The sequence below is a fragment of the Streptomyces sp. NPDC058052 genome (assembly GCF_042885515.1).
Taxonomy (GTDB): Bacteria; Actinomycetota; Actinomycetes; order Streptomycetales; family Streptomycetaceae; genus Streptomyces.
The window spans coordinates 435418-457696 of record NZ_JBHVRX010000003.1 but is presented as its reverse complement, the minus strand read 5'-3'; the positions used below and the strand labels follow the sequence as shown (position 1 = coordinate 457696).

Genomic DNA, 22279 nt, shown 5'->3' with positions numbered 1-22279 from the left:
CATCGAGAGTAGAGGCCCGGCGGCCCTCCCGTGCGGCACCGCAGGGCAGTAGTGTCGGCGCATGAACGACGTCCGGGTCGCGGCGATCGCCAGCCTCACCCCGCTCGAAGAACTCGATTCCGACCCCTTTCTCGTCGACACGCGCGGCCAGCACGCGGCGTGCGCCCGCTGGGCCGTCGAACGGGGGTACGTCCTCGCCCGCCAGCTCCTCTGCTACGGCGTCCGCCCGGACCACGACGAACTCTGGGCCGACGTCGAGTCGGGCGAGGTCGACCTCTTCGTCGCCGCCAACGAGCACGTCCTGGCCCGCGCGCTGACCTCGGTCCCCGGCTTCCGCGCGGAGTGCGCCCGCCGGGGCGTCCGGGTGGAGACGGCCGACGTCCGGCCGCCCGCCTACGACTCCGCCGCCCGGGCGGCGGTCCACCGGCGGCTGTCCATGCCGACCGCCGGCTACGACGGCACCTGACCCCGGGCCCGCCGCCCCGCCCCGCCCTCCCCCCCGATGTGGCCGTGCACGCCTCGCGTGGGTAGGTGTGTCAGGGTAGGGGGACGTTTGGGTGAAAGGTGCAGGGGTGGGTGAGGGGCGAAGGGGCGGCGGCGCCGACCGCTGGCGCACCACGGGCCGGACGGCCGTACGCGTGCTCACCGTCTGGGCCGTGTCGACGATCACGCTGCTCGCGCTCGCCGGCCTGCTCCCCGACTTCCAGCTGCAGTCCGCCGACGGCGACAGCCTCACCCGGACGGCCCTCACCGCCGCGTGGGCGGCCGGCGCCTTCGGCCTGCTCACCGCGCTCGTCTGGCCCCTGGTGGTCCGGGCGCTGCTCCTCGTCCCGGCGCTCGTCCTCGGGACGCTCGTCTTCTTCCTGAACGGCTCGCTGCTGCTCGTCGCCCTCTGGCTGATCCCGGACGGGCGCGGGGCAGCCGACCCGGAGACCGCGGTCGTCGTCGCCGCCGTCATGTCCGCCGTCGCCTCCGCGACCTCCACCGCGCTCGCCGTCCGGGACGACGACGCGTACCGCCGCCGGCTCTACCGGCTGACCGGCCGCACCCGCCCCCGCGACCCGCGGACCGTCCCGGCGCCCCCGCCCGGCACGGTCTTCCTCCAGCTCGACGGCGTCGGTCACGAGGTGCTGCGGTCCGCCGTCGCCGACGGGCTGATGCCGACGGTGGAGGGCTGGCTGGAGACGGGCCACCGGCTCACCCCGTGGCGGACGGACTGGTCGAGCCAGACGGGCGCCAGCCAGCTCGGCATCCTGCACGGCACCAACGAGGACGTGCCGGCCTTCCGCTGGTACGAGAAGGACACCGGCCGCCTCATGGTGTCGAACCGGCCGGCGAGCGCGGTCGAGCTCCAGCGCCGGGCGGTCCGCCGCACCGGCGACGGCGGGCTGCTCACCCTGGACGGCGCCTCCCGGGGCAACCTGTTCAGCGGCGGCGCCGACCAGGTGGCGCTGGTGCTGACGGTGGCGGCACGGCGCGGCAGCCGGAACCGCTCGCGGGCCGGCTACTTCGCGTACTTCTCCGACCCGGCCAACGCGGTCCGCACCGCCGGCTCCTTCGTCAGCGAGGTCGTCCGCGAGACCGCCCAGTCGACCCGCGCCCGGCTGCGCCGCGAGCGGCCCCGGATCCGGCGCGGCGGCACGTACCCCTTCGTCCGCGCCTTCGCGACGGTGATCGAGCGGGACGTGGTGGTCGCCGCGGTCATGGGCGACATGCTCGCGGGCCGGACCGCCGTCTACGCGGACCTCGTGGCGTACGACGAGGTGGCCCACCACTCGGGGCCGCAGGGCCGCGACACCGACCAGGTGCTGCGCCGGCTCGACCGTTCCGTCGCGCTGGTCGCCCGGGTCGCCGAGCACGCCCCCCGGCCGTACCGGATCGTGCTCCTCTCCGACCACGGGCAGAGCCCGGGCGACACCTTCGAGGGAGCGTACGGGCTCACGCTGAAGGACCTGGTCCGGGCCGGCTGCGGGCTGCCGGTGTCGCGCCGGGTCGGCCGGACGCGCAGCGGCGCGGAGGCCCGCGACGCCGCCAGGGACGCGCTGCGCAACGCCCTGCACCGGCCGGTGGAGACGGGCGAGGAGGCGGAGCGGGAGCTGCCGGCCCGGCCGTCCGAGCCCGTCGTCCTCGCCTCGGGCAACCTGGGCCTGGTCTCCTTCCCCGACGTGCCGCACCGGATGACGAAGGAGGAGATCGACCGGCGCCATCCGGCGCTGCTGCGGACCCTCGCGCAGCATCAGGGCATCGGGTTCCTGCTGGTGGCGAGCGCCGAGCACGGCGCGGTGGTGCTCGCGCGGGACGGGGTGGAGGTACCGGTGGCGGAGCTGGCCGACGACGGGCCGCTGGCGGTGTTCGGCCGGGGGGCGGCCGACGCGGTCCGGCGCACGAACGGCTTCCCGCACGTCGCCGACGTGATGGTCAATTCGATGTACGACCCGGCGACCGGCGCCGTGCACGCCTTCGAGGAGCAGATCGGCTCGCACGGCGGTCTCGGCGGGGAGCAGGCGCACCCCTTCCTGCTCTCCCCGCCGGAGCTGTCGCCGCCGGTCGCGGAGGGCGAGGAACTGGTGGGCGCGGAGCGGGTGCACCGGGTGTTGCGCCGCTGGCTGCGGGAGAGCGACGGCCCGCAGGTGCCACTGGAGCGCCCGGATGCGACCCCGGAGAACTCCCCGTCCGCGGCGGACGCGGAACCGGCTCTCCCGGCGGAAGGGCCGGTCGTGCCGGACAAGAACCACTGATCCGGAGGGGTGTCCGCCGTCGTCGGCCGCGCTCCTCCCGTCCACGCCCGGACGGCGGTCCGCAGGCCCGCCGCCGCCCCGGCGGCCGGGGCGGCCGGGACGGTGAATCCGGGGCAGGGGGCGTAGTCCAGGAGGGCGGTTCTCCCGTCCCGGCGGAGCGCCGGCCGGCCCGGCGGGGCAGTACGGATCACCGTGAGCCCCGCACTCCGGCCGGCCCACCCGCTCCGGCCGCACCACGCGCCCGCCGCCCCGGCGGGCCGTCCGGCGCGCGTCCGGAGGCTCCTCCGACTGCTCTGCGGAGCCCTGCTCGTCCTCGCCGCCCTCGCCGCCCTCGGCCCCGCCGCGGCCGCGCCCGGCCCCGGCCCGGAACCCCGGCCGGCCGGCGCGCCCGTCGCCCCGGAGCCCGTCGGCGAGACGTACGACCCCGGTCCCGCCGAGGCCGGCCTCCCCGGCCGCACCCGCCACCGACGGACCCGCGTCCGCCCCGTCCCACCGCCCCCGCGCCCCCGCCCGGCCCGCCGCGCCCCGCGGCGCGCCGCCCCGGCACCCGTCCCCGCCCCGTGCTCGCCGCCGCACCGGCGGGTGGTGATGCGCTGCTGACAGGCCCCGCCTCCAGCAGCCCCGTCCCGCCCACCCCGCACCCGCGAGGAGCACCGTCATGCCGTCCGACCCGTACGCCGTCCTCCAGGCCCTGCTGCGCGCCGAGGCCGCCCGCGGCCGCCGTGCCGCCGACCACCCGTCCGAACCGGCGCCCGCGCCGGCCGCCGAGCCCGCGCCCGCCCCGGCGGGACCGCGGCCGCGCAGGGAACCCCCGGTCCGCTGAGCCGCCGGCCGCCCGGTCTCCGCGCCGGGCGGCCGGATCCCTCCGGCCGCCGGAGAATCCGGTCCGCGCCCGCCCGTCCGGGCGTACGAGTCCGACCGGACGACCTCGACCTACCGGCCGACACGGCCGTCCCGTCCGGCGCCGACGCCCCGCACGGCCACCGCTGCGGCGCCGGAGCCGTCGACGGCCGGGCCGCCGCCGTCCCGCCCGCCGGCCGGACCGACGCCGGCGCCATCCGCCTCCGCGCCCGCATCGGCCACCGCGCGGCCGCCCGCCGACGCCCCGCCGGGCCCGCGCCCCCCACCCGCCGTGCCCCGCGCCCGCCGCCGCCCGGACCCGCGCCGACCTGCGCGTACGGGCGTCCCGCCGCCGCGTCCCGCCCCGCGCCGAGCACACCGCCGGCCCGGCATGACCTCCCAGGTAATCGACCCGCGCCCACCCCCGGAGGCAAGCTCTGAACCACCGGAACCCGGGCGGCGCACTCCGTCCGGGCGCCGGGTCCCACCGTACGAACGACCCCCTTCAGGAGGGTGATCCGTCATGTCCCAGGCCCTGCTCGCCGGTCTCTCCCGCACCACCCAGCCGCAGTCCATGGTCCGGCGGTTCCTCGCCCTCGACGCCGTCGTCACCGGAGGCAACGGCCTCGCCTACGTCGTCGCCTCCGGCCCCCTCGGCGAACTCCTCGGCGTGAACAGCAAACTGCTCCTCGGCCTCGGCGTCTTCCTCACCGCCTTCGCCGCCGGAGTGGCCTGGCTGGCCAGCCGCCCGCAGCCCCCCGTGCTCGGCGTCAAGCTGGTCGTGGACGCCAACGTGCTGTGGGCCGTCCTCAGCCTGGTCGCCCTCGTCGTCTGGCTGGAGCCCACCACCGCCGGTCTCTTCTGGACCCCCATGCAGGCCGGGACCGTCGCCGGCTTCGCCTTCCTCCAGTGGGCCTCCCTGCGCGCCTCTACCCGCTGAGGGACCGCAGGTACTCCACCGTCGCCGGGTCGGCCGGGAGCATCGTCTCGATGGCCAGCTCGGCGACGGTCACGTCCATCGGCGTGTTGAAGGTCGAGATCGACGACACGAAGGACAGCACCCGCCCGTCGTGCTCGATCTGCAGCGGCAGCGCGAAGTACGGGAACGGCTCCGGGTCCTCCGCGTCGCCCGGGTGCGCCTCCGGCAGCGGATACGCCGCCACCTCCTCGTACACCGCGCGCAGCGCGTCCGAACGGGCGTAGGCGATCTGACGCTCCATCTGCGCCAGCAGATGCCCCCGCCACTCCCGCAGATTGCGGATCCGGGGCGCCAGCCCCTCCGGGTGCAGGGTGATCCGCATGACGTTCATCGGCGGCGTCAGCAGATGCTCCGGCAGCCCCGCGATGAGCAGCCCGATCGCCCGGTTGGCCGCGACCACCGTGTACGAGCCGTCCACCACCAGCGCCGGATACGGGTCGTACCCCTGGAGCAGCCGGTCGATGCCCTCCCGCAGCGTCTCCAGCTCCGGCGCGTCGAGCGTCGACTCCGCGTACCGGGGTGCGTAACCCCCCGCCAGGAGGAGCGCGTTGCGGTCCCGCACCGGCACGTCCAGGTGCTCGGCGAGCTTGAGGATCATCTCCTCGCTCGGCCGCGACCGGCCCGTCTCGACGAAGGAGATGTGCCGCGCCGAGGAGTCCGCGCGCAACGCCAGCTCCAGCTGACTCATCCGCCGGCGCTCGCGCCAGCCGCGCAGCAGCGCCCCCACCCCCGTGTCGCTCACGACTGTTGTCATGCGCAGACGGTATCCCAGAGGGGTGACCCGGGTACGTTCCCCCGGGGTCACATCAGCACCCCTTACCCCGCCAGCGCACCACCGACCGGAGGGAGCACCCCCGTGCCCACGCAGCCGCTGTCGCAGAAGGAGATCGAGGACCGACTGCGGGAGCTCCCCGGCTGGTCCGTCGAGGACGCGCGCCTCGTCCGCTCCTACCGGCTCGCCGACCACTTCGCCGCCACCGCCCTCGTCGTCCACGTCGCCCAGATCCAGCAGGAGCTGGACCACCACTCGGACCTGACGCTCGGTTACGACTCGGTGGCGCTGTCCGTGCACACCCACTCCGCCGGCGGCGCCGTCACCGACAAGGACTTCGCCCTCGCCGAGCGCGTCGAGAGCATCGCCCCCGGCCACGGCGCCCGCTGACGCCCCGTCCGCCCCGCCGGGGGCCGTACGATCCCCGGCATGGCGGACACCCTGCTCGACTACGAGACCGAGGCGGCCCACTACGACGAGACCCGCGGCGGCGTACCGCGGGCCGAGGCGGCGGCCGGCGCCGTGCTGCGGCTCCTGCCGCCCGGCACCCGCACCCTCCTCGACCTCGCCTGCGGCACCGGCCTCGTCACCGAGCGGATCGCCCGGCCCGGCCTGCGCGTCCTCGGGGCCGACGCCGCCCACGCGATGCTCCGGGCCGCGGGGCGGCGGCTCCCCGGCCGGGTGGTCCGCGCCGACGCCCGCCGGCTGCCCTTCCCCGACGGCGGCCTCGACGCGGTCTGCGCCGTGTGGCTGCTCCATCTGGTGCCCTTCACCGAGGAGATCGTCGCCGAGGCCGCCCGGGTGCTGCGCCCCGGCGGCGTCCTCGCCGTCACCGTCGACAAGGACGCCGCCCACGACGTCGGCAGCGACATCGACGCCCTGCTGCGGCCGCACCGGGCGGCCGCAGCCGCCCACGACGGCACGGGGCGCGTCGACGCCCTCGCCGCCGCCCACGGCCTCCTCCCGGCCGGCGCCACGGCCTTCACCGGCCACGGCCAGGGCGCCACCCCGGAGGCCACCGCCCGCCGGCTCCGCGCCGGCTACTACGCCTCCTGGTTCCGCGGCGACCCGGCCACCACCGACGCCCTCGCGACGGCCCTGGCGGCCCTCCCGGACCAGGACCGCCCCCGCCCGTCCCCCGAGTACCGCCTCGCGGCCTACACCAGGCCCGGCACCCTCCAGGTCTCCTGAGACCTGTCCGGCGCGACCCGAAGGAAACGGCCTAGGAGGCCACCCGGCCCCCCGCCAGTTCGAGCCGGCGGCCGGCGAAGCGGGCGCGGAACGCGCGGTCGTGGGAGACCGCGACCACCGCGCCGGGGAACGCGGCGACCGCCTCCTCCAGCTCCTCCACCAGCGCGGGCGCGAGGTGGTTCGTGGGCTCGTCCAGGACCAGCAGGTCGGCCGGACGGGAGACCAGCAGGGCGAGTTCGAGCCGGCGCCGCTGCCCCGCGGAGAGCGCGGCCACCGGCACCGCCAGGTCCTCCTCCCGCAGCAGCCCCAGCGCCAGCAGCTCCCCGGCGTGCTCCTCGGGAAGCCCCGGCCGCCCCTGCGCCCAGACGGCGAGGGCCGTCCGGCGGGTGGGGGAGTGCGGCAGCTCCTGAGCGAGGTGACCGACCCGGCCGCTGCGGCGCACCACCCCGGCGTCCGGGGCGAGTTCACCGGCGAGCACCCGCAACAGGGTCGTCTTCCCGGCCCCGTTGGGTCCCGAGACCAGCAGCCGCTCCCCGGCCCCGATCCGCAGCCCGTCCACGGCGAGCCGGTCGCCCACGACCACGCCCGCCAGCTCCACGAGCGGGCCCTCGGGCGGTTCCGCCCCGTCCCCGGCGAACCGCCCGCCGAAGCGCAGCGGGTCCGGAGGCGCGGCCACCGGCTCCCGCAGCAGCTCCTCCAGCCTGCGGCGGGCCGTCCGCACCTGCCCGGAGAGCTTGTTCTCGCTGGAGCGGCGGTGCTTGCCGAAGCCCTGGCGCGGGTCCTTGCCGGTCACCGCGAGCCGCTGCCCCGCCGCCGCGACCAGCTCCTCGGTACGGGTGACCTCCTCCCGCCACTCCAGGTGCTCCTGCGTCCGGCGACGGCGCTCGGCGGCCTTCGCCGACCGGTAGCCGGCCCAGCCGTCCCCGTACCGCACCACGGTCCGACGGTCCCGGTCGACCTCCAGGACCGTCGTGGCGAAGCCGGTGAGGAAGGCCCGGTCGTGGGTGACGACGAGCGCGGTGCCCCGGTGCGCGGCCAGCCGTGCCCGCAGCCAGTCGACGGCGTCGCGGTCGAGGTGGTTGGTCGGCTCGTCGAGCAGCAGGAGCTCGGCGCCGGAGGAGAGCACACAGGCCAGCGCGAGCCGCGCCTGCTCGCCGCCGGACAGGGTGGCGAGCGGCCGGTCGGCGGTGACGTGCCCCAGGCCGAGCGCGTCCAGGGCGGCGGCGACCTCGGCGTCGGCGCGGTAGCCGCCGCGCTCCTCGAAGCGGTCGAGGAGTTCGCCGTACGCGGCGAGCTCCTCCGGCCCCGCCGTGCCGAGTTCCGCCTCCGCCTCCCTCAACTCGGCTTCGAGGGCGCGGAGTCCGGCGAGGGCGAGATCGACGGCGTGCCGGACGGTGTCGTCCGGGCCGACCGGATACGTCTCCGGCAGCGTCTGGGCCAGCCGGGCGACGGAGCCCGGGAAGCGGACCAGGACCTCCCCCTCGTCGGGGACCAGTCCGCCGTCGAGCAGCCGGAGCAGGGTGGACTTGCCGGAGCCGTTCTCGCCGACGACCACGGCCTTCTCGCCGGGGCGGACGGTGAACGAGACCTGGTCGAGGACACGGCGGTCCCCGAAGGCGACGCCGACATGGCGGAGGGAGAGCTGAGCGCGTTCGCGCATGGGTGTTCCTCTGGTGGGTTCGTGGAATCAGGGCACACGAAACCGGCGGACGGCCGCGACGGCGGCCGGGCCGGCACCCGGAATCAGAGGAAGTAGTAGGAGAACGCACCCATACGCCCAGGCTAACAGCCGGGCCGGACGAAGCCCCGGGATTTTCGTCCCGGGGCCGCCGCGCGCCGGGCAGGACCTTCCGGACAGGGCCTAGCCCTCCGCCAGGAACCGGGCGAAGGAGCGGGGCTCGCGTCCCAGGACCCGCTTCACGCCGTCCGTCGGCTCCGCGTTGTGCCCGTCGAGCAGCGTCGCGAAGAGGTCCGCCAGCCACTCCGCCTCCGGCCGGGGGAGACCGAGACCGGCCAGCAGCTCCGCGTACGCCCCCGCCGGCACCGCCGTGTACGTCACCGGCCGCCCCGAGGACCGGGAGAGCTCGGCCGCCACCTCGGCGAAGGTCAGGCCCCGCGGACCGGTCAGCTCGTGGACGAGGCCGGCGTGGGCGTCCGACAGCAGCGTCTCCACCACCACGTCCGCGAGGTCCGCCACGTCCACGAACGGCTCCCGGGTGTCACCGGCCGGGAAGACCAGCTCACCGGCCGCGACCCCCTCCGCGAGCAGCCCCTCGGTGAAGTTCTGCGCGAAGAACGACGCCCGGACCAGGGTCAGTTCGACCCCGCCCGCCGCCTCCCGCAGCGCGTCCTCCGCCGCCGCGGCCAGCGGCTCGCCGCGCCCCGACAGCAGCGTCAGCCGCCGCACCCCCGCCCCGGCCGCCGCCGCCCCGAACGCCGTCATCGCCGCCACCGCGCCCGGCGCCGCCAGGTCCGGGTAGTAGTTCACGTACGCCGCGTCCGTGCCCCGGAGCGCCGCCGCCCAGCCCTCCGGGTCCTCCCAGTCGAACGGGACCGGGCCGGACCGCGAGCCCTCCCGTACCGTCAGCCCGCGCGCCGCGAGCCGCTCCGCCACCTTGCGCCCGGTCTTCCCCGTCGCACTCGTCACCAGCACCGTACGGACCGTCATGGCCGACTCCTCGCCGCTCCTCGCCACGTCCTTCGTGACGTCTCCAGACTCCCGCCCCGCCGCCCCCGCGCCCATGCTCCAGAGCCTCGGCCGCATACGCGTGCGTCCAGGCCCCGGAGGCCCCTCCGGGCGTTCCCGCCGGCTCCCGCCCGGGCGGCACTACGCTTGCGGGCCATGGACGCTCTCGCCGGACTGCTCGACGGGCCCCGCGCCAAGGGCGCCTTCCTCCTGCGGATGGTGATGGAACCCCCGTGGTCCGTACGGATCGAGGACGGGGCCCCGCTCTGCCTGATGTGCGTCACCGACGGCGAGGCGTGGATCGTGCCGGCCTCCGGCGACCCCGTGACCCTGCGGCCCGGCGACATCGCCGTCGTGCGCGGCCCGGAGCCGTACACCGTCGCCGACGCCCCGGAGCGTCCGCCCTTCGCCCGCGTCGGACCCGGCGGCGCGTGCGCGACCCTGTCCGGCGAACCGCTCGCCGAGGCCATGAGCCTGGGCGTGCGGACCTGGGGCAACGCCCTCGACGGCGGCACCACCGTGCTCGTCGGCACCTACCAGATGGACGGCGAGGTCGGCCGGCGGCTGCTCGACGCCCTGCCGACCGTGGCGCACCTCCCCGCCGAGCTCTGGCGCTGCCCGCTGATGCCCTTCCTGGAGGAGGAGATCGCCCGCGACGAACCGGGCCAGAGCGCCGTCCTCGACCGCGTCCTCGACCTGCTCCTCATCGCCGCCGTCCGCGCCTGGTTCGCCCGCCCCGGCGCCGAGCCGCCCGCCTGGTACCGGGCGATGGGCGACCCGGTCGTCGGCCGCGCCCTGCGGCTCCTCCACGACGACCCCGGCCACCCGTGGACCGTCGCCGGCCTCGCCGCGAAGACCGGAGTGTCCCGGGCCGCGCTGGCCCGCCGCTTCACCGAGCTGGTGGGGGAGCCCCCGATGACGTACCTGACCGACTGGCGGCTCGCGGTCGCCGCCGACCTGCTGCGGGGCGGCGACTCCACCCTGGAGTCCGTTGCCCGCCGGGTCGGCTACGGCAGTGCCTTCGCCCTCAGCGCCGCCTTCAAGCGGGTGCGGGGCCTCAGCCCGCAGGAGCACCGGGCGGGAGCCTGACGCCCGTTTGCCGTACCGGCAACTTTTCTCGCGTTTCCGGGGGGTCCTGCGCACGCTGGTCCCATGACCCAGCATCGCGAAGCCTCCGCCCCGCCCGTCCACGACCACGGCCCGGGCCACGCCTGCCCCGCGGGCCACGCGGCCGGCGGCGGCCACTCCCACGGCCCGGCGCACGGCCACTCCCACGACCACTCCCACAGCCACGCCCACGGCGACGAGCTGGACTGGGGCCGGCTCGCCCCGCTCCTGGAGCGCCAGGCCGAGGTCGCCGGCACCGCCTACCGCGAGGCCGCCGCCTGGCTCGGCACCCTCGTCCCGGCGAGCGGAGTGCGCCGCCTGCTCGACATCGGCAGCGGCCCGGGCGTCATCACCACGCTCCTCGCCGAGGCGTTCCCGTACGCAGAGACCGTCGCCGTCGACGCGACCCCGGAGCTCCTGGAGCGCGCCCGCACCCGCGCCGAGGCTCAGGGGCTCGGCGCCCGGGTCACCACCCTGCGCGCGGAACTCCCGGCGGACACCGGCACGTTGGGCGAGGCCGACCTCCTGTGGGCCGGCAACTCGCTGCACCACATCGGCGACCAGCGGGCCGCGCTCGCGGAGTTCGCCGAGGTGCTGCGCCCCGGCGGCCTCGTCGCCCTCGTCGAGGGCGGGCTGACCCCCCGTCACCTGCCCCGGGACATCGGCATCGGCCGCCCCGGCCTGGAGGCCCGCTTCGACGCCGAGCACGCCGACTGGTTCGCCCGGATGCGCTCCGAGCTGCCCGGCGCCACACACGAACCGGACGACTGGCGCGCCCTGTTCGTCTCCGCCGGCCTCACCCCGGCCGGCACCCGCACCTTCCTCGTCGACGTGCCGGCGCCCGTCCCGCAGGTCGTCCGCGAGCTCGCCGTCAGCCACTTCGGACGGCTCCGCGAAGGCTTCGGCGACCGGCTGGGCGCCGAGGACCGCACGACCCTCGACCGGCTCCTCGACCCGTCCGACGAGCAGTCCCTGCACCGCCGGACGGACCTCTTCCACCTGACGGCCCACACGGTCCACACCGCCCGCAAGGGCTGAACCGCGCGGGCCGCCGCCCGTGCCTCAGGAGGACACCGGCTCCAGCCGCCACCACTGGAACGGAGAGTCGGTGTCCTCCCCCTGGCGGATGTCGGCGCCCTCGGCGGCCGACCCGTCCGCCACCTCCAGCAGCAGCCCGCTGACGAAGCTCACCAGCGTGACCGTGCCGGGTGCCTGGACGTCCTGCTCGATGATCCACTCCTGGGCGCCGAAGTTGTTCGCCCGCCACTGCTGGACGAGCGCGCCCGGCTCCGTGGAGGCGTTCACCACGTCGAGCCGCTTCCCGCTGGCCGCGTTGACCAGGTGGTACAGCCCGCCGCCGTTCGGCACGGCGGACACCTGCCAGCGCTGCCCCGGGGCGTCCGTCGCGGCGCCCTGCTGCACCTTGGCACCGCCCCGCCGCGAACCCGCGTACACCTCCAGGACGAGCCCGCTGCCCACGTTCCGCACCTGGTACAGCCCGTCCTGGACGGGGGCCGGGCCCCCGTCCACCGTCCCCGTCACCGGGCGCCTCAGGCCATGTTGAACTGCGCCGGGTTCGGGCCCAGGCGCCGGCCCTCGTCCAGCGCGGCGATCGCGGCCATGTCCTCCGCGTCCAGCTCGAAGTCGAAGACCTCGATGTTCTCGCGGATCCGGGACGGGGTCACCGACTTCGGGATGACCACGTTGCCCAGCTGGAGGTGCCAGCGGAGCACGACCTGCGCGGGGGTGCGCTCGTGCTTGCGGGCGATGGCGACGAGCGCCGGGACGTCGAGCAGCCCCCGGCCCTGGCCGAGCGGCGACCACGCCTCGGTCGCGACGCCGAGACGGGCGTGCAGGGCGCGGGACTCGGCCTGCGCCAGCTGCGGGTGCAGCTCGATCTGGTTGACCGCGGGCACCACGGAGGTCTCGGCCGTCAGCCGCTCCAGGTGCTCGGGGAGGAAGTTGGAGACGCCGATCGCCTTGGCGCGGCCGTCGGAGAGGATCTTCTCGAAGGCCCGGTAGGTGTCGACGTACGTGTCCTTGGCCGGGACCGGCCAGTGGATCAGGTACAGGTCGACGTAGTCGAGGCCGAGGCGCTCCAGGGAGGCGTCGAAGGCGCGCAGGGCGGAGTCGTGGCCCTGCTCGCTGTTCCACAGCTTGGTCGTGACGAAGAGCTCCTCGCGGGGGATCCCGGAGGCGGCGACGGCCTCGCCGGTGCCCCGCTCGTTCTCGTAGATCGCCGCCGTGTCGATGGAGCGGTACCCGGCCTCCAGGGCGGTGGCCACGGCCTTCGCGGCCTCGTCGTCCGGCACCTGCCAGACACCGAAGCCGAGCTGCGGCATCGCCACGCCGTTGTTCAGGATGACCGAGGGGACCTTGTTGTCCGTGCTCACGTGGGATGGATCCTTACGTCGTCGTGGTCGTCGGCGGGCGCGCGAGCGCCCGCCCCTGCGGTCCAACGATCACCCGCCCCGCATCATTCCGGCGACCGCGCCACGGTCCGCGGTCCACGGCCCGCGTTCCGTGTTCCGCGCGGGCCCGCGGGCCGCCGGGCCCGCCCGGCCGGTCCGTCCCGCCGGCTCCCGTCATCCGTACAGCGCCTCGACCTCCGCCGCGTACGCCCGCTCGATCGCCTTCCGCTTCAGCTTGAGCGACGGGGTGAGGAGCCCGTGCTCCTCGCTGAAGGGGTGGGCGAGGATGCGGAAGGTGCGGATCGACTCCGCCTGCGAGACCAGGGTGTTCGCCGCCACCACCCCGCGCCGGATCTCCGTCTCCAGGTCGGGATCGCGGACCAGCTCGGCGGCGGAGAGAGGAGGCCGGCCCTGGATGGCCAGCCAGTGGTCCACCGCCTCCTGGTCCAGGGTGACCAGCGCCGCGATGTACGGCCGGTCGTTGCCGACGACCAGGCACTGGGCGATCAGCGGGTGCGCCCGGACCCGCTCCTCCAGGCCGGTCGGCGCCACGCTCTTGCCGCCGGACGTCACCAGGATCTCCTTCTTCCGCCCGGTGATCGTCAGATAGCCCTCGGCGTCGAGCGAGCCGAGGTCGCCGGTGGCGAGCCAGCCGTCGTTCAGCACGGCGGCGGTGGACCCCGGGTCGTTGAGGTAGCCGGAGAAGACCTGGCCGCCGTGGACCCACACCTCGCCGTCCTCCGCGATGTGCACGGTCGTGCCGGGCACGGGCCGGCCCACCGTGCCGTACCGGACCCGGCCGGGCGGGTTCGCGGTCGCGGCGGCGGTCGACTCCGTGAGGCCGTACCCCTCGAAGACGGTGACGCCGGCGCCCGCGAAGAACAGCCCGGTCGCGCGGTCCATCGCCGAGCCGCCCGACATCGCGTACCGGATCCGGCCGCCGAGCGCCTCGCGCACCCTGGCGTACACCGTCCTGTCGAAGAACTGGTGCTGCACCCGCAGCGCCGCCGACGGGCCGGGCCCCAGGCCGAACGCCTTGTGCTCCAGCGCCTCGGCGTACTTCACGGCCACGTCCACGGCCTTGTCGAAGACGCCGGCGCGCCCGTCCGCCTCGGCCCGGCGCCGCGCCGCGTGGAAGATCTTCTCGAAGACGTACGGCACGGCGAGGACGAAACTCGGCCGGAACGACACCAGGTCGGGCAGGAGCGCCGAGGCCGTCATCGACGGCTGGTGCCCCAGCTTCACCCCGCCCCGCACGGCCGCCACCTCCACCATCCGGCCGAAGACGTGGGCGAGCGGCAGGAAGAGCAGGGTGGACGCCTGGTCGCCGGGGCGGGAGCGGAAGATCGGCTCCCAGCCGGCGAGCAGGGCGTCCGTCTCGAACATGAAGTGGGCGTGGGTGATCACACAGCCCTTGGGCCGGCCGGTGGTGCCCGAGGTGTAGATGACCGTCGCCACCGACTCGGGGGTCACCGCCCGCCGGTGCCGGTGCACCACGTCCTCGTCGATGCCCTCGCCGGCCGCGGTCAGCTCCGCGACCGCGCCGGGACCCGCGTCCTCGCCGGGGTCGAGCTGCCACAGCCGCTGGAGCCGCGGCAGCCGGTCCACCACGGAGCCGATGGTCATGGCGTGGTCCTCGTGCTCGACCACGCAGGCGGTGACCTCGGCGTCGTACAGCATCCAGTGCACCTGGTCGGCCGAGGAGGTCGGGTAGACCGGCACGGGCTGGGCGCCGAGCGTCCACAGCGCGAAGTCGAAGAGCGTCCACTCGTAGCGGGTACGGGACATGATCGCGACCCGGTCGCCGAACCGGACACCGTGCGCGACCAGCCCCTTCGCCAGGGCCAGCACCTCGTCACGGAAGCGGGCGCAGGTCACGTCCTGCCACGCCCCGTCCGCCGTCCGGCGCCCGAAGGCGATCGCCCCGGGGGTGTCGGCGGCGCGGGTGAAGACGGCGTCCGCAAGGCCGCCGCTCAGCGGAGCCGCCTCGACGGGCGGCACGGTGAACTCGCGCACGGACCTGGTCCTCCCTCGACGGCTCGGTGGCTGAAAGGGGCCGCTGTGACGGCTGCGGCGCCGTGACCGTACCCCACCCGGAGCAGCGGCGGCAGGACCTTCACCAAGCCGCGACATTCCCCGTTCGCACAGGTCAGGGCAGGTGAGGAGGCAAGTGGCGGCCATGGCGGGCTCGTTGCGTACCGAGCGGTACGTCCCCCGGCCGCGAAGTCTCCACCGAATCTGTACCGCCCCGGCACGCCACCGTGACCGGCCGGTATCCGACGGGCACCGGTCCCGCCGCCGCCCCGGTCCGCCTCCGCCCGCCTGCCGGCCCCCTCAGCCCGGCCGCCGCAGCCCGTCGCCGCCCTCCAGGATCGCCTCGGCGAGCGCGTCGGCCGCCTCCTGGGTCGTACCGCCGCGCCGCCCCGTGCGCAGCACGAAGTCGACCTCGCCCAGCTCCGGCAGGCCCGATCTGGCCGGTACGGGCACGAGTCCGGGCGGCACCAGGCCGCGCGTGTGGGCCATCACGCCGAGCCCCGCGCGGGCCGCCGCCACGTTGGCGCTCAGGCTGGAACTCGTGCACGCGATCCGCCACGCCCGGCCCTCCGCCTCCAGGGCCGCCAGCGCCCGCGCCCGGGTGATGCCCGGCGGCGGATAGACGATCAGCGGCACCGGCCGCTCCGGATCGAGCCGCAGCCCCGGCGCCCCGATCCACACCAGGACGTCGCTCCACACCGGCACCCCGCCCTCGCCGTCCGCCCCGGCGCCCCGTTTGGCCAGGATCAGATCGAGCCGGCCCGCCGCGAGCCGCGCCTGGAGCGTCCCCGAGAGGCCGACGGTCAGCTCCAGGTCCACCTCCGGGTGGGCGCGCCGGAAGGACTCCAGGATCTCCGGCAGCCGGGTCGCCACAAAGTCCTCCGAGGCGCCGAACCGCAGCCGGCCGCGCAGCCGCGTCCCGGTGAAGAAGGCCGCCGCCCGCTCGTGCGCCTGGAGGATCGTGCGGGCGAAGCCGAGCATCGCCTGACCGTCCTCGGTCAGCTCCACGCTGTGGGTGTCACGGGTGAAGAGCGGCCGCCCGGTCGCCTCCTCCAGGCGTCGCACGTGCTGGCTGACCGTCGACTGGCGCAGCCCGAGCCGCCGGGCGGCCCGCGTGAAGCTCAGCGTCTGGGCGACGGCGAGGAAGGTGCGCAGCTGGGTGGGCTCGTACACGCGCCGAGGTTATCGCGGAACGTGATGACAGTCAGTGCGCTGTACGGGATTCCCGATGACGGGGCCGTGGACCAGGATGGGAAGGCGCGCCGGCCCCCGACGGGACGGCGTACCGACCCCCACCAGCCCCCTGCGGAGTCATGAACCGACGCCCCCTCCTGCCGTCCTGGCTGCCGGTCGACGGCTACGTCCTCGCCCTGCTCGGCACCGTCGGCCTCGCCGCCCTGCTGCCCGCCACCGGCGCGGCCGCCACCGCCGTCGAGTCCGCCGCCACGGGCGCGGTCGCGCTGCTGTTCTTCCTGTACGGCGCCCGGCTCTCCACCCGGGAGGCGCTCGACGGAGTGCGCCACTGGCGGCTCCACCTCACTGTCCTCGGCTGCACCTTCCTCGTCTTCCCGCTGCTCGGCCTCGCCGCCCGCGGACTCGTGCCGGCCGTCCTCACCCCCCAGCTGTACGGCGGCTTCCTCTTCCTCTGCCTGGTCCCCTCGACCATCCAGTCGTCGATCGCCTTCACCTCGATCGCCCGGGGCAACGTGCCGGCCGCGATCTGCGCCGGCTCCTTCTCCTCGCTCGCCGGCATCGTGCTGACCCCGCTGCTGGCCGCCGCCCTGCTCGGCGGCAGCACCGGCGGCCTCTCCGCCGACGCCCTCCTCAAGATCGTCCTCCAGCTCCTGGTGCCCTTCCTCCTCGGCCAGGCGCTGCGCCGCTGGGTCGGGGGATTCCTGACGCGCCGCAAGAGGGTCCTCGGACACGTCGACCGGGGCTCGATCCTCCTCGTCGTCTACACCGCTTTCAGCCAGGGCATGGCCGCCGGCATCTGGCACCTGGTGACCCCCGGCCGGCTCGCCCTGCTGCTCGCCGCCGAGGCCGTCCTGCTCGCCCTGATGCTGGCCCTGACCTGGTACGGGGCCGGGAAGCTCGGCTTCGGCCGGGCCGACCGGATCGCCATCCAGTTCGCCGGGTCCAAGAAGAGCCTCGCCGCCGGGCTGCCCATGGCGAGCGTCCTCTTCGGCACCCACGCCTCCCTCGCCGTGCTGCCCCTGATGCTCTTCCACCAGATGCAGCTCATGGTCTGCGCGGTCCTCGCCAAGCGCCGCGCCCGCGACCCGGAGGCGACCGGGCGAGCCGCGGAGCCCGCCCCCGCCGACGCGGACGCCGCGCCCGTACCGGTTCCCCTTCCCGGCCCGGACGCCGCCCCCGCCTCCGTGCGCCCGCCCCACCCCGGCCCGGACGCCGCCCCCGCCTCCGTACCGGCTTCCCTCCCCGGCCCGGGCCGGATCGCGCCACCGGCCCCGCCGCGGTGATCATCCGGGCGGCTACCGTGCTCCCATGCCCTCACTCGATCCCGGCCGCACCGCGCTCCTCCTCGTCGACCTGATGGAGCGGATCGTCGCGCTGCCGCTCGCCCCCCGCCCCGGCACCGACGTCCTCGCCGCCGCCGACCGGCTCGCCGCCGGCTTCCGCACCGCCGGCGCGCCCGTCGTCCACCTCCGCGTCGAGCGGCCCGGCGTCCCCGCCCAGCCGCCCGGCAGCGACCTCGTGCCCGACCTCCTGCGCGCGGGCGAGCCGGTCGTCGTCAAGCGCACCATCGGCGGCTTCCAGGACACCGGCCTGCACGAGCTGCTCACCGGCCTCGGCGTCCGCACCCTCGTCCTCGCCGGGATCGCCACCAACCTCGGCGTCGAGTCCACCGCCCGCGCCGCCGCCGACCACGGCTACGACCTCGTCTTCGCGGAGGACGCCATGACCGCGCTCACCGCCGACGAGCACCGGGCCTCCGTCGACCTCGACTTCCCGCGCCTCGGCACCGTCGCCGCCGTCCGCGAGATCACCCTGGACGGCCACGGATGAGCCGCGTCCCGATACGGTACGGGTCCCGCCCCTGCTCCCTCGTCGTCTGCCGGGGCTGCTGCTGCGGCGACCCCCGCAAGAACCCCGGCACCGACCACGCCGGCCAGCTCGACCGGCTCCGCGCCGCCGCCGCGGCCTCGGGCGGCAGGCTCGCCGTCCGCACCAGCGACTGTCTCGGCCCTTGCGCCCAGGCCAACATCGTCGTCGTCCAGCCCTCCACCGAGGGCCGCCGGCGCGGCGGCCGGGCCGCCTGGATCGGCTTCAGCCTCGACGACGACTGCCTCGACGACATCCTCGCCTGGACGGAGGCCGGCGGCCCCGGCCTCGCCCCGCCCCCGGCGACCCTGGCCCTCCAGATGATCGATCCGCCGAAGAACTAGGCCGTCCCTCCAGGACCGGCCCGGCGTGATCCGGAAGGGACGGCCCGGGCCGCTTTCCCGAGGATCCGGAAGAGCCGGCCCGGCCGCCCGCCTCGGATTTCGGATCGGATTCCGGAAGGGACGGCCCGGCCGCCCGCCTCAGAGCGCGATCCGGTGCTCGCCCGCGTACACGTTCATGTCCGGCCCGCGCAGGAAGCCGACCAGCGTCAGACCCGTCTCCGCCGCCAGGTCGACCGCCAGCGAGGACGGCGCGGACACCGCGGCGAGCACCGGGATCCCCGCCATCACCGCCTTCTGCGCCAGCTCGAACGAGGCCCGCCCCGACACGAGCAGCACCGCCCGCTCCAGCGGCAGCAGGTCCTCCCGCAGCGCCCGCCCGACCAGCTTGTCGACCGCGTTGTGCCGGCCCACGTCCTCCCGTACGTCGAGCAGCTCGCCGTCCTCCGAGAAGAGCGCCGCCGCGTGCAGCCCGCCCGTCGTGTCGAAGACCTTCTGCGCCGCCCGCAGCCGGTCCGGCAGCTCCGAGAGCAGCGCCGGGGAGATCCGTACCGGGGGAGTGTCGGCGATCGGGAAGCGGGCCGTCGTCCGCACCGCGTCCAGGCTCGCCTTGCCGCACAGCCCGCACGAGGAGGTCGTGTAGACGTTCCGCTCCAGCGTGATGTCGGGGACGACGACCTCGGGCGCGAGCTTCACGTCCACCACGTTGTACGTGTTCGTGCCGTCCTCCTTCGCCCCCGCGCAGTAGACGATCGACCGCACGTCGGCGGCCGAGGCGAGCACCCCCTCGCTCACCAGGAACCCCGCCGCCAGCGCGAAGTCGTCGCCCGGCGTCCGCATCGTGATCGCGATCGGCCGCCCGTTCAGCCGGATCTCCAGCGGCTCCTCCGCCACCAGCGTGTCCGGCCGTGCGCTCACCGCGCCGCCCCGGATCCGCGTGACCCGCCGTCGCTCGGTGACCCGTCCCATCCCCGCCGCCTTCGATTCCGCTGTTCCTGCCCCTGACCGTGCCATTCTCCGACACCCCCGCCAGGCCCGCCCGATCCGGTGCGCCGCCTGACCCCTTGTCATGGTCGGCCAAGCGACCAGGGGGAATCTTGGTGGTTTACGTCACCTGTTACCCATGAGTCGCTGGCAAGACTGGGTGGTTCCTGCCGCTGAACGAACCATCGAGGGGGTCCCGGGATGACGGGCACTCGCATCGCCGCGCTCGGGCACTACCAGCCCGCCAAGGTACTGACCAACCACGACCTGGCCGAGCTGGTCGACACGAGCGACGAGTGGATCCTCAGCCGGGTCGGCATCCGCACGCGGCACATGGCCGGTCCGGAGGAGCCGGTCGACGAGCTCGCCGCGCACGCCGCCGGCAAGGCGCTGGCCGCCGCCGGCCTCGCTCCGGGCGACATCGACTACGTCATCGTCGCCACCTCCACGGCGATCGACCGCTCGCCCAACACCGCCGCCCGGGTCGCCGCCCGCCTCGGCATGGGCTCGCCCGCCACCCTCGACCTCAACGTGGTCTGCGCCGGCTTCACCCACGCGCTCGCCACCGCCGACCACGCCGTGCGGGCCGGCTCCGCCCGCCGCGCGCTCGTCATCGGCGCCGACAAGATGACCGAGATCACCGACTGGACCGACCGCACCACCTGCGTCCTCACCGGCGACGGCGCCGGCGCCGTGATCGTCGAGGCCACCGAGACCGACACCGGCGCCATCGGCCCGGTGCTGTGGGGCTCGGTCCCCGAGATGGGCCACGCCGTCCGCATCGAGGGCACCCCGCCGCGCTTCGCCCAGGAGGGCCAGAGCGTCTACCGCTGGGCCACCCAGAAGCTCCCCGCCCTCGCCCGGGAGGCGTGCGCCCGCTCCGGTATCACGCCCGAGGACCTCGCCGGCGTCGTGCTCCACCAGGCCAACCTGCGCATCATCGAGCCCCTCGCGGCGAAGATCGGCGCCGTCAACGCGATCGTCGCCCGCGACGTCGTCGACTCCGGCAACACCTCCGCCGCCTCCGTCCCGCTCGCCCTCGCCAAGCTCGTCGAGCGCGGCGAGCTGCCCTCCGGCGCCCCCGTCCTCCTCTTCGGCTTCGGCGGCAACCTCTCCTACGCGGGCCAGGTCGTCCGCATCCCCTGAGCGCCCGGACCCGCCCGGACGGCGGAGGCCGCGTGCCCCGTTCGGCGCAGCGCCAGGAGGGACCGGTGGCGGCACCCCCCTGGCGCACCTAGCTTCGGACGCGGTGGGGGTGCCGGCGCCGACGGCGCCGGACCCGGACGCGGAGCGGCTCCGCGCCCACGCCCCCGCCGCGACCCGGAGGACCGCATGCGCGCGATACGTACCGCTCCCGCCGCCCTGATCGCCGCCGCGGCCGTGGCACTGTCCGCCCCCGCGTCCTCCGCCGACGACGGCACCGGCACCGGCACCGGCACGGACATCACCTCCTTCGGCTTCTCCGTCACCCCGCGCACCGTCGCCCCCGGCGGCACGGTCACCCTGACCACGGACGGCTGCGACGTGCCGTCCGTGACCGTCACCTCGGGGATCTTCGACACCGTCACCCTCACCGAGGGCCGCCCCGGCCGCGCGACCGTCGACATCGACGCGGAGGCCGGCGCCGAGTACGAGATCGCCTTCGACTGCGAGGGCGAACGCGGCACCACCACCCTGACCGTCACCCCCGGCCCTTCCGTCACCCCCGTCACCACTCCGCCCGCCCCCGTCACCCCGACCGCCCCGCCCGCCCCGCGGAAGGGCGTCAAGGCGGGCTTCGGCAGCTCCACCGGCTCCGACGCGCTCGGCACCGCCGAGCTGGCCGCCGGAGCCGTCCTCATCACCGGAGCCCTGGGCGGCGCCGTCGTCCTCGCCCGCCGTCACGGCCGGGCCGGCGGCCGCCCCTGAGACGGCCCCTCCGTCCCGGTGTGACGAGGTCCGGGACGGAGGGGCGACCAGCCCGCACCCGAGAAGAGGAGGCCCGAGGCGGTGGACAGCGCGTACGGCCGGCGCGGCGCCTGGGGCGTCGTCGCGGTCCTCCTCCTCGTCGGCGTCCACCTCGTCCGCGGCGGTACGGAACAGCTCACCGCCCCCGGCCCGCCCCAGCCCCTCGCGGCCGACGCCCCGGCCCCGTCGGCGTCCCCGCTCCGCGCCCGCGCGGCGCTCCCCGCCTCCGCCCCGCTCTCCGTCACGATCCCCTCGATCGGCGTGGACGCCCCCCTCGGCCGGGTCGGCCTGGACGCCGACGGCTGGATCGAGGCCCCGCCGCCCGAGCACCCCGGCCGCGCCGGCTGGTACTCCGGCGCGGTCACCCCCGGCGAACCCGGCACCGCCGTCGTCGTCGGCCACGTCGACACCCCGGCCGGCCCCGCCGTCTTCCACGCCCTCGGGGCCCTCACCCGCGGCCGCGCGATCGAGATCCACCGCGCCGACGGCCGCACCGCCGTCTTCACCGTCCACGCCGTCGAACTCGTCCCCAAGGACGCCTTCCCCGCCGACCGCGTCTACGCCTCCGCCGGCACCCCCGAACTCCGCGTGATCACCTGCGGCGGCCCCTACACCCGCGCCGGCGGCTACACCGGCAACGTCGTCGTCTCCGCCCGCCTCACCGCCCTCCGCTGACCTGACGTAATCCCGCGTCCCGACTGGCCTGGACCAACACCCCGGGGACAAGGTGGAGCGCGGAGCAGGCGTCGGGGGGCGCCGGGCTCCCGGCCGCCGCGGCGGCATCCCCGGGGATGGGCGGTCCCCGTGCGTCCGGCCACGACCCGGGGGGTCCACCCGGCGCACGGGACCGTCCCCTCCCGCACCCGCGACTGACCACGGAAAACGCTGGTGAAACCGCCCACGAACCCCTGGTAGAGTTATCCATGTCGCCGCGGGGAACACTCGCGATCACGACAGACACCTTGTCCGGGTGGCGGAATGGCAGACGCGCTAGCTTGAGGTGCTAGTGCCCTTTATCGGGCGTGGGGGTTCAAGTCCCCCCTCGGACACCACACGAAAGCGCCGGTCGATCTCATCGACCGGCGCTTTCGGTATGTCCGCCGGGAAGCCGTCCGTGGGCGGGGGGGGGCCCCCCCCCCCCCCCACCGACCAGGGGGGGATAAAAAAAAACCAACGCCCCAGAACCGGA

At 75.8% G+C, this 22279-nt stretch carries 23 protein-coding genes and 1 tRNA gene; 16 read left to right on the top strand and 8 right to left on the bottom strand.

Translation table 11 applies throughout. The features are described 5' to 3' along the window. Positions 1 to 61 precede the first annotated feature (61 nt). The 5 genes from ACFVU3_RS06780 to ACFVU3_RS06760 all read left to right on the top strand — a co-directional run bounded on the left by ACFVU3_RS06780 (position 62) and on the right by ACFVU3_RS06760 (position 4518). Positions 62 to 466, top strand: a complete 405-nt coding sequence (locus ACFVU3_RS06780) for a hypothetical protein (RefSeq protein ID WP_390064283.1) — start codon at positions 62 to 64, stop codon at positions 464 to 466. 106 nt (positions 467 to 572) lie between these two features. Next, on the top strand, positions 573 to 2738 hold the full coding sequence (locus ACFVU3_RS06775) for a phage holin family protein (RefSeq protein WP_390064281.1): 2166 nt from the start codon (positions 573 to 575) through the stop codon (positions 2736 to 2738). Positions 2739 to 2930: 192 nt separating this feature from the next. Continuing rightward, positions 2931 to 3338, top strand: a complete 408-nt coding sequence (locus tag ACFVU3_RS06770; protein WP_390064279.1) for a hypothetical protein — start codon at positions 2931 to 2933, stop codon at positions 3336 to 3338. A 58-nt stretch (positions 3339 to 3396) separates the two neighbouring features. Then, positions 3397 to 3561, top strand: a complete 165-nt coding sequence (locus ACFVU3_RS06765; protein ID WP_390064277.1) for a hypothetical protein — start codon at positions 3397 to 3399, stop codon at positions 3559 to 3561. A gap of 540 nt (positions 3562 to 4101) precedes the next feature. Next, positions 4102 to 4518 carry a hypothetical protein gene (locus tag ACFVU3_RS06760; RefSeq protein ID WP_390064275.1) on the top strand — a complete coding sequence of 139 codons (417 nt, stop codon included), beginning with the start codon at positions 4102 to 4104 and terminating at the stop codon, positions 4516 to 4518. On the opposite strand, the gene ACFVU3_RS06755 is transcribed toward ACFVU3_RS06760, so the two are convergent. Continuing rightward, positions 4508 to 5311: a helix-turn-helix domain-containing protein gene (locus ACFVU3_RS06755; RefSeq protein WP_390064273.1), complete on the bottom strand. Its 804-nt coding sequence runs from the start codon at positions 5309 to 5311 to the stop codon at positions 4508 to 4510. The two genes, ACFVU3_RS06760 and ACFVU3_RS06755, sit on opposite strands and share 11 nt — an antisense overlap. A 102-nt stretch (positions 5312 to 5413) precedes the next feature. On the opposite strand from ACFVU3_RS06755, the gene ACFVU3_RS06750 reads away from it, so the two are divergent. Both ACFVU3_RS06750 and ACFVU3_RS06745 read left to right on the top strand, forming a co-directional pair. Continuing rightward, entirely contained in the window at positions 5414 to 5719 is a 306-nt protein-coding gene (locus ACFVU3_RS06750) for a 4a-hydroxytetrahydrobiopterin dehydratase (RefSeq protein ID WP_390064271.1), read from the top strand. 39 nt (positions 5720 to 5758) lie between these two features. Next, positions 5759 to 6520 carry a class I SAM-dependent methyltransferase gene (locus ACFVU3_RS06745; protein WP_390064269.1) on the top strand — a complete coding sequence of 254 codons (762 nt, stop codon included), beginning with the start codon at positions 5759 to 5761 and terminating at the stop codon, positions 6518 to 6520. Between the two features lie 31 nt (positions 6521 to 6551). Here the strand turns inward: ACFVU3_RS06745 and ACFVU3_RS06740 are convergent, their stop codons facing one another. Together ACFVU3_RS06740 and ACFVU3_RS06735 are read right to left on the bottom strand one after the other, a co-directional pair. After that, a complete protein-coding gene (locus ACFVU3_RS06740; RefSeq protein WP_390064267.1) occupies positions 6552 to 8180 on the bottom strand; it encodes an ABC-F family ATP-binding cassette domain-containing protein in 1629 nt (542 codons plus the stop codon). 201 nt (positions 8181 to 8381) lie between these two features. Next, positions 8382 to 9188, bottom strand: coding sequence for an NmrA family NAD(P)-binding protein (locus ACFVU3_RS06735; protein WP_390064265.1), 807 nt, complete (start codon positions 9186 to 9188; stop codon positions 8382 to 8384). 174 nt (positions 9189 to 9362) lie between these two features. On the opposite strand from ACFVU3_RS06735, the gene ACFVU3_RS06730 reads away from it, so the two are divergent. Together ACFVU3_RS06730 and ACFVU3_RS06725 are read left to right on the top strand one after the other, a co-directional pair. After that, on the top strand, positions 9363 to 10295 hold the full coding sequence (locus ACFVU3_RS06730) for an AraC family transcriptional regulator (protein ID WP_390064263.1): 933 nt from the start codon (positions 9363 to 9365) through the stop codon (positions 10293 to 10295). 63 nt (positions 10296 to 10358) lie between these two features. Beyond that, positions 10359 to 11351, top strand: a complete 993-nt coding sequence (locus ACFVU3_RS06725; RefSeq protein WP_390064262.1) for a class I SAM-dependent methyltransferase — start codon at positions 10359 to 10361, stop codon at positions 11349 to 11351. 24 nt (positions 11352 to 11375) lie between these two features. On the opposite strand, the gene ACFVU3_RS06720 is transcribed toward ACFVU3_RS06725, so the two are convergent. From ACFVU3_RS06720 to ACFVU3_RS06705, 4 genes are all read right to left on the bottom strand, one after another. Then, on the bottom strand, positions 11376 to 11843 hold the full coding sequence (locus ACFVU3_RS06720; protein ID WP_390064326.1) for an RICIN domain-containing protein: 468 nt from the start codon (positions 11841 to 11843) through the stop codon (positions 11376 to 11378). Positions 11844 to 11863: 20 nt separating this feature from the next. Next, complete coding sequence (locus tag ACFVU3_RS06715) at positions 11864 to 12655, bottom strand: aldo/keto reductase (protein WP_390064324.1); 792 nt, start codon at positions 12653 to 12655, stop codon at positions 11864 to 11866. Between the two features lie 243 nt (positions 12656 to 12898). Beyond that, positions 12899 to 14740 carry an AMP-dependent synthetase/ligase gene (locus ACFVU3_RS06710; protein WP_390064260.1) on the bottom strand — a complete coding sequence of 614 codons (1842 nt, stop codon included), beginning with the start codon at positions 14738 to 14740 and terminating at the stop codon, positions 12899 to 12901. Between the two features lie 318 nt (positions 14741 to 15058). Continuing rightward, on the bottom strand, positions 15059 to 15931 hold the full coding sequence (locus tag ACFVU3_RS06705) for a LysR family transcriptional regulator (RefSeq protein ID WP_390064259.1): 873 nt from the start codon (positions 15929 to 15931) through the stop codon (positions 15059 to 15061). Positions 15932 to 16071: 140 nt separating this feature from the next. Here ACFVU3_RS06705 and ACFVU3_RS06700 point away from each other — a divergent pair, with 140 nt between their 5' ends. From ACFVU3_RS06700 to ACFVU3_RS06690, 3 genes are read left to right on the top strand one after another with little or no spacing between them, the layout of a single operon-like run. Next, positions 16072 to 17235, top strand: a complete 1164-nt coding sequence (locus ACFVU3_RS06700) for a bile acid:sodium symporter family protein (protein WP_390064258.1) — start codon at positions 16072 to 16074, stop codon at positions 17233 to 17235. A 25-nt stretch (positions 17236 to 17260) separates the two neighbouring features. Beyond that, on the top strand, positions 17261 to 17782 hold the full coding sequence (locus ACFVU3_RS06695) for an isochorismatase family protein (RefSeq protein ID WP_390064256.1): 522 nt from the start codon (positions 17261 to 17263) through the stop codon (positions 17780 to 17782). After that, entirely contained in the window at positions 17779 to 18162 is a 384-nt protein-coding gene (locus ACFVU3_RS06690) for a (2Fe-2S) ferredoxin domain-containing protein (protein WP_390064255.1), read from the top strand. The genes ACFVU3_RS06695 and ACFVU3_RS06690 overlap by 4 nt, the downstream gene beginning before the upstream one ends. 138 nt (positions 18163 to 18300) lie before the next feature. Here ACFVU3_RS06690 and fdhD read toward each other — a convergent pair whose 3' ends face one another. Continuing rightward, positions 18301 to 19128 carry a formate dehydrogenase accessory sulfurtransferase FdhD gene (gene fdhD / locus ACFVU3_RS06685; protein WP_390064254.1) on the bottom strand — a complete coding sequence of 276 codons (828 nt, stop codon included), beginning with the start codon at positions 19126 to 19128 and terminating at the stop codon, positions 18301 to 18303. 216 nt (positions 19129 to 19344) lie between these two features. Here fdhD and ACFVU3_RS06680 point away from each other — a divergent pair, with 216 nt between their 5' ends. From ACFVU3_RS06680 to ACFVU3_RS06665, 4 genes are all read left to right on the top strand, one after another. After that, a complete protein-coding gene (locus ACFVU3_RS06680) occupies positions 19345 to 20289 on the top strand; it encodes a beta-ketoacyl-ACP synthase III (RefSeq protein WP_390064252.1) in 945 nt (314 codons plus the stop codon). A 186-nt stretch (positions 20290 to 20475) separates the two neighbouring features. Further along, a complete protein-coding gene (locus tag ACFVU3_RS06675) occupies positions 20476 to 21051 on the top strand; it encodes a hypothetical protein (protein WP_390064250.1) in 576 nt (191 codons plus the stop codon). An 81-nt stretch (positions 21052 to 21132) separates the two neighbouring features. Next, positions 21133 to 21765, top strand: coding sequence for a class F sortase (locus ACFVU3_RS06670; RefSeq protein WP_390064248.1), 633 nt, complete (start codon positions 21133 to 21135; stop codon positions 21763 to 21765). Between the two features lie 289 nt (positions 21766 to 22054). Continuing rightward, positions 22055 to 22142: transfer RNA gene (locus ACFVU3_RS06665), tRNA-Leu, on the top strand. Positions 22143 to 22279 lie beyond the last annotated feature (137 nt).